At 59.9% G+C, this 10,888-nt stretch carries 12 protein-coding genes; 5 read left to right on the top strand and 7 right to left on the bottom strand.

Annotated features, from left to right (window positions below; genetic code table 11):
* From AC1DU8_RS22725 to AC1DU8_RS22715, 3 genes are all read left to right on the top strand, one after another.
* Nucleotides 1-398: porin (locus AC1DU8_RS22725; protein ID WP_477727282.1), on the top strand; the 398-nt coding region annotated here is incomplete at its 5' end.
* Nucleotides 399-509: 111 nt separating this feature from the next.
* Nucleotides 510-1,640 carry an ABC transporter substrate-binding protein gene (locus AC1DU8_RS22720; protein WP_457306370.1) on the top strand — a complete coding sequence of 377 codons (1,131 nt, stop codon included), beginning with the start codon at nucleotides 510-512 and terminating at the stop codon, nucleotides 1,638-1,640.
* A 41-nt stretch (nucleotides 1,641-1,681) separates the two neighbouring features.
* A complete protein-coding gene (locus AC1DU8_RS22715; RefSeq protein ID WP_457282000.1) occupies nucleotides 1,682-2,455 on the top strand; it encodes an IclR family transcriptional regulator in 774 nt (257 codons plus the stop codon).
* Between the two features lie 36 nt (nucleotides 2,456-2,491).
* On the opposite strand, the gene AC1DU8_RS22710 is transcribed toward AC1DU8_RS22715, so the two are convergent.
* The 5 genes from AC1DU8_RS22710 to AC1DU8_RS22690 all read right to left on the bottom strand — a co-directional run bounded on the left by AC1DU8_RS22710 (nucleotide 2,492) and on the right by AC1DU8_RS22690 (nucleotide 8,308).
* Nucleotides 2,492-4,363: a CocE/NonD family hydrolase gene (locus AC1DU8_RS22710; protein ID WP_477727281.1), complete on the bottom strand. Its 1,872-nt coding sequence runs from the start codon at nucleotides 4,361-4,363 to the stop codon at nucleotides 2,492-2,494.
* Between the two features lie 92 nt (nucleotides 4,364-4,455).
* The gene (locus tag AC1DU8_RS22705; RefSeq protein WP_457281998.1) at nucleotides 4,456-6,054 is read right to left on the bottom strand and encodes an ABC transporter substrate-binding protein; all 1,599 of its coding nucleotides are present in this window, start codon (nucleotides 6,052-6,054) and stop codon (nucleotides 4,456-4,458) included.
* Between the two features lie 259 nt (nucleotides 6,055-6,313).
* The gene (locus AC1DU8_RS22700; RefSeq protein WP_457281997.1) at nucleotides 6,314-7,312 is read right to left on the bottom strand and encodes an aldo/keto reductase; all 999 of its coding nucleotides are present in this window, start codon (nucleotides 7,310-7,312) and stop codon (nucleotides 6,314-6,316) included.
* 60 nt (nucleotides 7,313-7,372) lie between these two features.
* The gene (locus AC1DU8_RS22695) at nucleotides 7,373-7,771 is read right to left on the bottom strand and encodes a MerR family transcriptional regulator (protein ID WP_457281996.1); all 399 of its coding nucleotides are present in this window, start codon (nucleotides 7,769-7,771) and stop codon (nucleotides 7,373-7,375) included.
* Between the two features lie 99 nt (nucleotides 7,772-7,870).
* Nucleotides 7,871-8,308, bottom strand: coding sequence for a universal stress protein (locus tag AC1DU8_RS22690; protein WP_457281995.1), 438 nt, complete (start codon nucleotides 8,306-8,308; stop codon nucleotides 7,871-7,873).
* A gap of 154 nt (nucleotides 8,309-8,462) precedes the next feature.
* Here AC1DU8_RS22690 and AC1DU8_RS22685 point away from each other — a divergent pair, with 154 nt between their 5' ends.
* A complete protein-coding gene (locus AC1DU8_RS22685) occupies nucleotides 8,463-8,714 on the top strand; it encodes a hypothetical protein (RefSeq protein ID WP_431099316.1) in 252 nt (83 codons plus the stop codon).
* Nucleotides 8,715-8,735: 21 nt separating this feature from the next.
* Here AC1DU8_RS22685 and AC1DU8_RS22680 read toward each other — a convergent pair whose 3' ends face one another.
* Nucleotides 8,736-9,155 (bottom strand): hypothetical protein, encoded by a 420-nt coding sequence (locus tag AC1DU8_RS22680; protein WP_457281994.1) that lies wholly within the window; start codon nucleotides 9,153-9,155, stop codon nucleotides 8,736-8,738.
* 148 nt (nucleotides 9,156-9,303) lie between these two features.
* Here AC1DU8_RS22680 and AC1DU8_RS22675 point away from each other — a divergent pair, with 148 nt between their 5' ends.
* Nucleotides 9,304-9,873, top strand: coding sequence for a DUF1439 domain-containing protein (locus AC1DU8_RS22675; protein WP_457281993.1), 570 nt, complete (start codon nucleotides 9,304-9,306; stop codon nucleotides 9,871-9,873).
* A gap of 25 nt (nucleotides 9,874-9,898) precedes the next feature.
* On the opposite strand, the gene AC1DU8_RS22670 is transcribed toward AC1DU8_RS22675, so the two are convergent.
* The gene (locus AC1DU8_RS22670) at nucleotides 9,899-10,783 is read right to left on the bottom strand and encodes an NmrA family NAD(P)-binding protein (protein ID WP_457281992.1); all 885 of its coding nucleotides are present in this window, start codon (nucleotides 10,781-10,783) and stop codon (nucleotides 9,899-9,901) included.
* Nucleotides 10,784-10,888 lie beyond the last annotated feature (105 nt).

Genomic DNA, 10,888 nt, shown 5'->3' with positions numbered 1-10,888 from the left:
GCTACGGAAGGGACAGCAAACGTGGCGGCGCCTTGCTCAATGATTTCAGGAACAAGTGGATGCTGGTGGGCTCCTACGACTTCGGGGATATCCGGGCCTGGGCGGTTTACAACCGCGACAACTTCCAGGGCAATGCGCTGTCGCGCAGCAAGGTGGATGCGCAGATGATTGGTGCCTCCTGGGACATCACGCCCAGCAGCAAGGTCATGGCCAACTACATCCGCAAGGATGTCCAGAGCGATCCGGCGGGCAAGCTCAAGCGCTTCCAGGCGGGCTACTCCTACAAGATGAGCAATCGCACGTCGCTGTACGGCTTCTATGACCGCTCGGACCCGAACAACCGCGTTGCCAATGACGTGATCCGCGTGTACGGGGTTGGCATTCAGCATAACTTCTGAGCGCCAGGAGCTGGCGTAACTAGCTGATACGCAAAGCCCGCCTCCGGCGGGCTTTTGTCATGGATAACAGGAACGCCTTATACAGGCTCCATCATTTTGGAAAGCATGGGTATGTCACTTAAACATTGGATCAGTACAGGCATTCTGGGAACGGTTTGTGCCGTTGCCTCATCCGCTCCGCAAGACATCGTGATCGGCCAGATCGGCCAGCTTAAAGATCCGAATTCCGCGGCAAGCCAGGTCAAGGTGGGCGTGCAACTGTATTTCGACGTCGTCAACGAGCGGGGTGGCGTTAACGGGGCGAAACTGAAACTTGTCACCAAAGACCGGGGACCGGACGGGTCGGACTCAGTGGAAAAAACACGGGAAATCATCCAGGAAGAAAAGCCTGTTGCGCTGATCGGATTTTCTGGAACTGCCCCTGTTGAAGCGCTGGTTCAGGAAAAGGTGCTGGCTGTGGCCGGCATTCCTTTGGTCGGGCCACGAACGGGGGCCGTCTCGCTTCATCAACCGGTGAACCCCTGGATTTTTCACACGCGCGCCAACTATGCCCAGGAGGTGCAGAAAATCGTGTCCCATATGAACATCATCGGGCACAAGCGCATCGCCGTTCTCTACGAGAAGAGCCCGTTTGGCATTGAAGGTTACGACCGGGCTCTACACGCGATCAAGGGGAAAAACCTTCAGCTCTCGGGCAGTGCGAGCTACGAATACGGCACGACCAATGTCAGTGAAGCGGTCGCAACGATTCTCAAGGCCAAACCCGACGCGGTTATTTCAGTGGCGACGAGTGCAGCGACCGCCGAGTTCTACAAGAATTTTCGCCAGGGTGGAAGTTCGGCGTTTGTCGTCGCGCTTTCGGTCACCGATGGTGCCGCTGTCGTGAAAAGAATCGGCAAACAGGCCGCCTACGGGCTGGGCATAGCGCTGGTGGTGCCTGATCCGTCGAGCAAAACCTCCACACTCATCAGGGAAATGCAGGAGGACCACAAGAAATTTGGCGTCCCTGGGTCTGATTTAAATCTGGCGGTGACCGAAGGCTATATTGCGGCCAGGGTACTGGCCGAAGGCCTGAAACGCGCCGGACCGAATCCCACTTCCGCAAAGCTGAAACGATCCCTGGAGTCGTTGAGGGATCTAAATCTCGGCGGATTCTCCGTCAACTTTTCCCCGACAAATCACTCAGGCTCGACTTATGTCGACGTCGTCGTACTAGGCCCTGACGGTAGAATGCTTCGCTAACTCAAACATACCCGTTGAAGCAAGCCAGCGGCAAGAAGGCAATGGACTATAACGTAGCGTCGGTAGATGAAGCACTCGGCTTATTGATGCTTGTAGCCCAGAATCCCGGCCTGGGTGTGACCGAGCTTTCCAAAAGATCGGGAATTACCAAAGCCAGGGCGTTCCGCCTTTTGAGCACGCTGGAGCGGCGCGGTTTCGTGCAGCGATCGGGTGATGCTGCGACCTACCATCTCGGCTACAACGCATTGCTTGTGGGGTTGGCTGCCGACGAACAGGTCAGCCTGGTCAGGCAGGCCAGCAAATATCTTCAGCAGCTGGCCAGCAAATTCAACGAGATTGTCCAGATCCGCGTCCGTGACGGCTTTGAATCCGTCTCTGTGGCCCGGTGGGACTCTACGCACGATGTGCGCATCCATGGGTCCGTCGGCATGAGGCGGCCTCTTCACGGTGGCGCGTCGGGCAAAGTCCTGCTGGCCTATGCCCCCGCAGAGTTTTTGAACGACTTTTTCGCCCAGGACTTTCAGAAGTTCACCCCCAACACCATCGTTCAACGCGCTAAATGGAACGAGGAGCTGATCAAGATCCGCAAGCAGGGTTACGCCACTTCCCTGGGCGAAATCACGAATGAGGTGCTTTCCGTGGCGGCACCGGTGCGCGACGGAACATCAAAAGTCATCGCCGCAATGGCCATCTCCATTCCTTCAAGCCGCATCACGGCCAAAGGACTGGAAAAGCTGGCCAAGCCGCTGTGCGCGGCGGCCTACGACCTTTCGGTTGAGCTCGGTTATCGCCGCTCCGACGCCTCTGCCGATTAGCTGCAGCGCACCTGGTGGGGCGCGCTGCAGCCACCATTATTGAGAACGCGTCGGGATCACGGGAAGCACCACATGCGATGGATGCTGGCTGTTCATGTACACCTTGTTGAGCGCCGTTCTGCTCGTCGTCGCCTGCGCCTCGGGATCCCCGGTGTTCGGGTTGACGTCAAAGTGCGGAAAGTTGCTGCTCGAAATGTCCACCCGGATGCGATGCCCTGCCTTGAAAAGGTTGCTTGTCGGAAACGCCTCGATGCGGATGGGGTACACCGTTCCTGGCGTCATCAGCTCCGGGCGCTCCCATGAGTCCCTGTATCTCACCCGCAGAATCCCGTCGGTGAGGTTCATGGCGAAACCCTTTGGGTAGTCTTCGCTTTGCGGATACACATCGACCAGCTTGATGGTGAAGTCCGTGTCCGGGCAGTCAGAAGATATCCACAAGTTCGCCACCACCGGCCCTGTAATCTCAACATCCTCCACCAGCGGTTCGGTTGAAAAGGCAAGCACATCTTCACGGTCGGTCAGCGGGTAAAACGGTTCTGCGCAACCAAAGAAGCGCTCATCGGTCGTCTGGTCAAATGCACCGGCCAGTATTCCGGGCGGACGTGAAACCACGCTGCCGCCCAAGGTAGGAACCGGATTTTTGGGGTCGAACCGATACGCCAGCGCACCGTGATGCCTCTCTGGAAGAGAGGGGGACAGCGAACGATCAACGTGAAGATGGTAGGGCTTCCACTGCGTATCCGGAATCGGCCAGTCCTGCTCGGAGCGCCAGGTTCCGCCGTGGTCAAGACGCCCCTCGCTGTTTTTTCTGCCGGAGCCGCCGCCCATCACGAACAGCCTCACGTTGGCGTTGTCTTCAGCGGCCGGAAGGCCTTTCAGCCAGTGGTCAAACCATTTGAGCCTTGCCTCAAGAAAGCTTGTGGCAACGTGATGGCCAAAAGTGGATTTCTCGCCGAAATCCACATCGCCCGAATAGGTCAACCACCGGTTTCCGTGCACCCACGGACCAAAGACGAGCTTTACCGGAGCGCCGATTTTCTTGAGGCTGCCGTAATTTTCGGCTGCGGTGCGCGTATAGACGTCATACCAGGAAGACATATGGACTGTCGCCACATTCTTGAGGTGATGGTAGAACCCCTCCGCATAAATTCCGGGCTGCTTCCAGTACGCATCGAACGTACCACGCTCCCATTGATCGAAGAGAAACTCTTCGTACTCAGGCGCTTCGGACAGCGGGGAATTCCCGCGGCGCCACGGCATTCTTTTGAACCAGTCGTCGACGTCGATATTCTTCAAGGTGCTGGCGACGGCCGTATTTTCCGATCGCTGGGCAATGCTCGATGCGAAGAGAACAGCCCACGCGGCCTGCTTTAACTCATACGCGCCGCCCTGCCGGATGCCGCTCTGATAGCCATTTGAAAACCCGCCGGAGTCGACATACATGGCCAGCAAGCCGGGTGCACCGGTAGATGCCAGGGCCATTTGCGTATGTGCCGCATAGGAAAGGCCCTTGGTCCCGATCCTGCCGTCGGACCAGGGTTGCCGCACGATCCAGTCACAGGTGTCATGGCCGTCGTTGGCCTCGCTCAGGTATTTCGTGAATGTGCCTTCGGACCCGTATCTGCCGCGGCAATCCTGGTACACAACGATATACCCCTGGGCAACAAAATACGTTGCCACCTCTTCGCGCGACCTGGGGCGCGCGCTCCCCGGTTCGCGTTCGGTGCGGCTTTCAAGGTGCTTCCCATAGGGAGTGCGTTCCATGATGACCGGGAGTGGTTTCGGATCTTCTCCCGCCTCTTGTCTCGGGCGATATATATCGGTCGAGAGCCTTACGCCGTCCCTCATCGGCACCATCACATTGCGTTCAATCACCACAGCAAGATTGCTGAACGTCGAGTCTTTCATTGATTACCCTGGTTCGGCTCGGATTGGAGCGCCACCGGTGCTGACACCAGCACCGGTGACCCCCTCACCTCACCCCTATTCGTTGATCTGTTTTACTTCGAAGCTGCGTCCTTGATGCCGTTGGCTATCGTGAACCCGTCACTTCGCGGGGACATGCTCAGGCCTTTGCGCAACCCCCACGCCACCTTCGCGTTATGCACCGGCACGATGGCAACGTCCTCCGCAGCAACCCTTGCGGCCGTTCGCAGCAACTCTTCGCGTTCCTTTTCACTCAATGTTTTTGACGCAGAGCGGATCGCCGCGTCAAACTCCTTGTTGCTGTACCGGCCATAGTTGTTGGCTCCGGTCCCCAGGGCCTTGTCAAAGGTATGGACAACGGCGGTGTAAGGCTCCAGCGAATCACCGAGAACCGCACCAATGCCACACATGGCCAGGCTGAATTCAGGCTCGCCACCAGCTCCGCCGCTTGTCGCCCGGGTAATAAAGTTGGCGTAGGGGAGTGTCCTTGTGTCGGTTTTTATCCCCGCCTGGGTCAACATCTGGGCAATTGCTTCGCAGACCCGTGCGTCGTTGAGGTACCGGTCATTGGTGCAGTGCAGAACCACCTTGAATCCGGAGGGGTAGCCTGCCTCGGTCAGCAAGGCTTTGGCCCGCGCCGTGTCCCCGGGCTGAAGCTTCAGTGCGGGCTCGTACCCAAAAAAGCCGGCGGGAACGATCTGCGTCGCTGGTTCCGCATCGCCTTTCATGACGAACTTGTTAATGGCGTCCCTGTTAATGGCCACTGTGATGGCCTGGCGGACTCTTTTGTCCTGGAACGGGTTCTTGGCCAGCGGTTTCCCGTCATGACTGGTGACATAAGGCGAAACCGCCCGAAATTGATCCATGGCCAGGTAGTTGAGTAGATAGGAGGTCGTAGAGACCACCGACACCTTGCCGCTTTTCTTCAAGGTCTCGGTCAAGCTACCGGCAGCGCCATCAATGACATCGACACTTCCGCCCAGCATTGCCGCCGCTCTCGCCGGTTCTTTCGGTATTAATTGGTAAATCACTTTTGACCAGGCCGGTTTTGAGCCCCAGTACGCGTCGTTGCGTGTCATGGTCACTTGCTGGCTTGGAATGAGTCCTGCGTACTTGAAGGGACCGGTGCCCACCGCCGCCTTGCCGTTCTCGAAGTCTTCCTCCTTGATCTCCGCCCCGCTTCCTTTCGAAAGAATGGCTACGAGACCTACGTTTTCAGGCAGAGTGGGCGCGGCTTCCTTCGTCTTGATGATGACTGTCAGCGGATCCTGGACCCGAACGCTGTCGACCGCTCTCAAATACGTCTTGAATGTTTTCGGGCCGGCCAGCGCCCTGGCCCTGTCCAGCGAGAACTTCACATCGTTGGCCGTCATCGGTTCGCCGTTGTGAAATTTGACGCCGGGGCGCAACTTGAATTCCCATTGTTTTTCGTCTATCGCCTTCCAGGACAAGGCCAGCAGAGGAATGGGATGCAGCTTTTCATCCTGGCCAATCAGAGAGTCGTAGACGTTCATCCAGACGCCACGATTTGCGGCGCCCAGAACATGGGGATCGGCAGAAGTGACTTCGGCCTTGAACCCGATCCGCAAATCGGCAGCTGACGTCATACCCGAAAGCGTCACAGCCATAGCAGCCGCCAGCAACCGGCGGGGACAAGTTAGTGCGATTCCCATTCTGAAGCTCCATGAAGTTAGGCCAGGCCTTTTACGGCAAGGCAAATACAAATGTATCGTTGAATGATACATCGTATTGTTGTACGATACAACAACTCCGGAATTTTCGCTGTACCGGCCTTACAGAATCATCAGGCGGCGAGGGACTTTTGACCAGAGGGAACACAGAACCGGGTCGCTTCACGGAATAGAACTCTATGGCCCAGGTTCAACGCAGGCGGAGCCCGCTGGCTTGCCCCCATAAGGATGTCAGCCCGTGTCACGCATTGACCGTGCCCAGAAACGACGCGGGGTAACGCAATCCGGCGGCTGCGTCGGGCGGAAAGGCCTTGTCGAGCTGGACCAGCTCGGCCGGGCTCAGCGTGACGTCGAGTGCGGCGATGTTCTGGTCGAGGTAGCTGCGGCGCTTGGTGCCGGGGATGGGAATGATGTCGTCGCCCTGCGCCAGTACCCAGGCCAGCGCCACTTGCGAGGTGGTGATGCCCTTGGCCGCGGCCAGTTGCTTGACCGCATCGACCAGTGCCAGGTTGCGCTTGAAGTTTTCTTCGGCAAAACGCGGCGAGAACTTGCGACGGTAGTCGTCGGCGGGCAGGTCTTCAGGTTTGCTGAAGGCGCCGGTGAGAAAGCCGCGGCCCAACGGCGAATAGGGGACAAGGGCCACGCCGTGCTCACGGCAGGCGGCCAGGGCGCCGGTGACTTCGGGGTCGCGTGTCCACAGCGAATATTCGCTTTGCAGCGCGGCTATGGGATGCACCTTGCAGGCACGCGCCAGCGTGGCGGCCGAGGCTTCGGACAAACCCAGATAGCGCACCTTACCGGCTTTCACCAGCTCGGCCATGGCGCCGACGGTGTCTTCAATGGGCACGGTCTTGTCGACGCGGTGCTGGTAATAGAGGTCGATCTGGTCGATACCCAGACGCTGCAGGCTGGCGTCGCAGCTGGCCTTGACGTACTCGGGCCGGCCGTTGACGCCGCGGGCACTTTCGTTGTTCGGATCTCGGGTGATGCCGAACTTGGTGGCGATGAACACGTCCTTGCGGCGGCCGGCGATGGCCTTGCCGATCAGCAGTTCATTGGTGTGCGGGCCATAGATGTCGGCGGTGTCGAGGAAATTCAGGCCCTGGTCCAGCGCATGGTGAAGGGTGGCGATGGACTCGGCGTCGTCGCGGTTGCTGTAGAAGTCGCTCATCCCCATGCAGCCGAGGCCGATGGCGGAGACGGGAGGGCCGTTGCGGCCGAGGGTGCGGGTTTTGATCATGGTGTTTTCGTCCTTTGGGATGGAAGGTGAAGTGGATGGTGAAAACGGCTCCAGAAGGGCTCACGCGCGCTTGGGTTCGGTGCGCATGCCCTCATAGAGACGGATTTTTTTGCGGATGTAGGCCAGGGTTTCGCGCTGGGTGCGTATCTCGGCTTCCAGGCGCTCGGCATGGTCTTCGAGCAGGGTCTGGCGCTCGGCCAGGCTGGCGGCGGAGGAGTTGCCTTTGCGCAGCAGCTGGGCATAACGCTGCATGTCACGCATGGACATGCCGGTGGCGCGCAGGCGCACCAGGAAGTCGAGCCAGCGCATGTCGGCGTCGCTGTAGCGCCGCGCGCCGCTGCGCCGGCCTATGGGGGCGATGAGGCCGATCCGCTCGTAGTAGCGCAGGGTGTAGGCGCTGAGGCCTGAGGCTTCCGCGGCTTCGGCGATGCTTAAAGAGACGGTGGGAGCGGTAGTCATGTGGGGACTGTAAAACTTAGAGCGCGCTCTAAGTCAAGCCCTCTTTGGAAACCCTTTTGTTGACCGGCCGATTGGGGCGGCCCGGACCCGCGCCTTGCCTCAGCGGGGAATCACCACCAACACACTACAGGGCGCGTGTGCGATCAGCGATTTGGATACCGAGCCGCGCCACCAACGCGCGGCCCAGCCTTCGAGGTGCTTGTGACCGACCACAATCAGGTCGGCGTCTGTTTGTTTGGCGTACCTCGCGATTTCATCGACGGTTTCGCCGTACAACACCTCGCCGCCGGCCTCATGGCCTGACTCCAGCAACTGGCGCAAGCCGTCGTTGAGGATGCCCTGGTATCTTTCCCTGTCCTGGTCGGCGACGCTTTGTTCATAGATCACGCCTTCAGCGGCGACCACCTGCCGCTGCAGGGGGGTGACGGCAATCAGCGTCAATGCCGCCCCGCTCCACTGCGCGATCTCGCGGCAGTCCAGCAGCGCTTTTTGGCCCGATTGGGAACCGTCGTAAGCCAGCAAAATTCGCTTGTACATGATGTATCTCCCGAATGAAGTGACTGGGCAATTCAAGAATAGGCCTGCTGCCTGTGCCGGTCAAATGATCGCCCCAGCGCCAACAGGGTCGCCTCATTTTGCGCAGCCCCGCACCGGCGACAATCGGGGTCAACAACCGATTCCAAAGCAGCCCATGACCCAAGACCCCAACCGCGCCAGTGAACTCAAGAAAATGGAGTTGTGCGACTCCTGCGCCGGCATACAGCGCAACTGGCGCAAGGCGCCGGGCCACCCGGAACTGGTGCAGGGCGACCCCCGCCATGAAACCCGCCGCCATGGGCTGATCACCATCACCCGCTACAAGTGCGACCGCTGCGGCACGGCCTGGGAATATGAGAACGACAAGACCAACCAGAAGGCCGGCTGGTCGGTGGTGGGCCGCTAAGGCGACTCAACCACAGGCGGCTTACCGCTCTGCGTTGGCGCGCTTGATGAGCGCATCGCACTCGGCGCGGAGCTTCTGCAGCTTGGCCTTCTCAGCATGAAAAACCTTGTCATCGAGCGTGCGGACCGCCTTCATGCCGGAAAGGCCGGCCAGGTAAGACGCTTTTTCAAGCCCGTTTTTGCAAGGCCGGAATTGATCAAACGGATCAGGCCCTTCCTTGGCCGCAGGCCACTGCTTGCGCTGCCCGTCCAGCGCGGCCTGGGTCAGGCGCAGCCGCTGGGCGTATTTCATGGCCTCCGGCTCCATGGCCCCGATGGCGTATTCATTGAGGACACGCTGCGACCTGATCGCCAGGGCCAGCGCATCCTGCTCGCCCTTGGTGGGTTGCGCCGTCGCCAGCGTGGCGGCCGGAAACAGCAGGAAAGTCAAAAGCATTCGCATCAGGCCGACCATACAGGAATATCAAACCGCGCCCCGCTGTTGCCGGCAGCTTAACCTTCATCGGTTGAACGCTGACCCTGATGCGGGCTTTTGAATGACATGTGCGGCGGAATGCCAGGCGCATTATTCCTGGGTGAAAGGACAATGAATGAAACGAAGACTGCTTCTTGCCACCACCGCACGGCTGTGCCTGGGTGGCGCTGTGTATTTCACCCTGACGGGCGCACAGGCCCAGCCCAGCTACACCGTCAGCATGGCCCAGCTACAGGACGCAGTGGGCAAGCGCTTTCCGGTACGCAAACGCGCCAACGGCCTGCTGGACATGACCGTGCAGGCGCCGCAGCTGCGCCTGCTGACCGAACAAAACCGGCTGGGCGCCACCATGGCGGTGGAAGCCGCCGGCCCTGCGCTGCAGCGCGCCTACCCCGGCACCTTTGACCTGGACTTTGCGCTGCGCTACGAAGCCAGCGACATGACCATACGCGCGCACCAGCTGCGCGTGAACACCTTGCAGTTTGAGGGCCTGCCCCCGCAGGCATCGATGCTGGTGTCAGGCTACGGCCCGCAACTGGCGGAACAGGCACTGCAGGGCGCCGTGCTGCATTCACTCAACCCGCAGGACCTGGCATTGCCCAACAGCATGGGCGTGCAGCCGAGCAGCATCACCGTGACGGCGCGAGGGCTCGTGATTGAGTTTGTGAACAAGCCGCTGAGCTGAGCCAGCAGACCGCCGCGGTAACGCGCTAGCCGCGTTGCTCGCCCACCAGCGCCTGCACATAAGCGCGCAGCGAGGTGCGACCGCGGACAGGTGCATCGGGCACGGTGTAATGCCGGTCCAGCGTGATTCCTGTCATTGCCGCATACGACCTGGCCGCGGCACTTGAAAAGCCCATGGCCCTGAAGGCCTCATCCCATTTCTCGCGCGGCGCAACACGCACCGAGACGGGTTTTTGCAGCGCCTCTTCAAAGGCCGCGGCAACATCGCCTGCGCTGTACTGCTCTGGCCCTTCAACATGAAAGAGGCCGGTTTTGCCGGCGGGCTCGGTCATCAGGCGCGCGGCGAACTCACCCAGATCTTGCGGCGCCACCATGGGCAGCTTGAAGTCCGCCGGGTACATGGAGTCGATCACACCTTCATCCTGCGCGGTCTTCAGCGCTGCATCCCAGTTGCTCATGTAGTAGGCCGCGCGTATCACGCTGAACGGCACAGCCTGTGCCTCCAGGGATTTTTCCATGTCGTAAAGAATGCCGAGGTCGCCCGCACGCTGAACGGGCTGGGCGCCATAGGTGGACTCGGCCACGATCTTCTCGAAGCGTGTACCTTGCAGTGCCTCAATGATGGACATCACCGTGCTGCGCTCTTCGGCATCGGTGTCGGTGGAGGGAGCCGCCGGCGGATTAAGCAGAAAAAGCCGCGTGCCCTGCTGGAAGACCTTGCGCAGCGACGGTACATCGTGGGCGTCGGCAACAGCGACCTTCGCCCGTTGGGGTACGTCGTGTTTGGTCTTGCCCACCCGGCCGGATTTTTTGGGGTCGTGGGTGACGATGGTGACGGGCTCGCCCGCGCCGATAAGGCGTTTGACCAGCGCCGAGCCGACGTGTCCTGTTCCGCCAAGAATGATGTGCATGGGAATCTCCTGGTGTCAAAAGTTCCATGCTCGAGGCAGGCGAGGCTCCTCAGTGACAGCCACTGGAGCCCTGGAAAGTCGGAATGCGCTGACAAGGGACAAGGA

The sequence above is a fragment of the Polaromonas sp. P3_A5 genome, assembly GCF_056403055.1.
The sequence above is the reverse complement of the archived record's forward strand: the minus strand, read 5'-3'. Positions and strand labels throughout refer to the sequence as shown.

Excerpts from the sequence above, each read along its gene's own strand:
- AC1DU8_RS22720 (WP_457306370.1), top strand. The coding sequence starts at position 510 with ATGTCACTTAAACATTGGATCAGTACAGGCATTCTGGGAACGGTTTGT.
- AC1DU8_RS22715 (WP_457282000.1), top strand. The coding sequence starts at position 1,682 with ATGGACTATAACGTAGCGTCGGTAGATGAAGCACTCGGCTTATTGATG.
- AC1DU8_RS22710 (WP_477727281.1), bottom strand. The coding sequence starts at position 4,363 with ATGAAAGACTCGACGTTCAGCAATCTTGCTGTGGTGATTGAACGCAAT.
- AC1DU8_RS22705 (WP_457281998.1), bottom strand. The coding sequence starts at position 6,054 with ATGGGAATCGCACTAACTTGTCCCCGCCGGTTGCTGGCGGCTGCTATG.
- AC1DU8_RS22700 (WP_457281997.1), bottom strand. The coding sequence starts at position 7,312 with ATGATCAAAACCCGCACCCTCGGCCGCAACGGCCCTCCCGTCTCCGCC.
- AC1DU8_RS22695 (WP_457281996.1), bottom strand. The coding sequence starts at position 7,771 with ATGACTACCGCTCCCACCGTCTCTTTAAGCATCGCCGAAGCCGCGGAA.
- AC1DU8_RS22690 (WP_457281995.1), bottom strand. The coding sequence starts at position 8,308 with ATGTACAAGCGAATTTTGCTGGCTTACGACGGTTCCCAATCGGGCCAA.
- AC1DU8_RS22685 (WP_431099316.1), top strand. The coding sequence starts at position 8,463 with ATGACCCAAGACCCCAACCGCGCCAGTGAACTCAAGAAAATGGAGTTG.
- AC1DU8_RS22680 (WP_457281994.1), bottom strand. The coding sequence starts at position 9,155 with ATGCGAATGCTTTTGACTTTCCTGCTGTTTCCGGCCGCCACGCTGGCG.
- AC1DU8_RS22675 (WP_457281993.1), top strand. The coding sequence starts at position 9,304 with ATGAAACGAAGACTGCTTCTTGCCACCACCGCACGGCTGTGCCTGGGT.
- AC1DU8_RS22670 (WP_457281992.1), bottom strand. The coding sequence starts at position 10,783 with ATGCACATCATTCTTGGCGGAACAGGACACGTCGGCTCGGCGCTGGTC.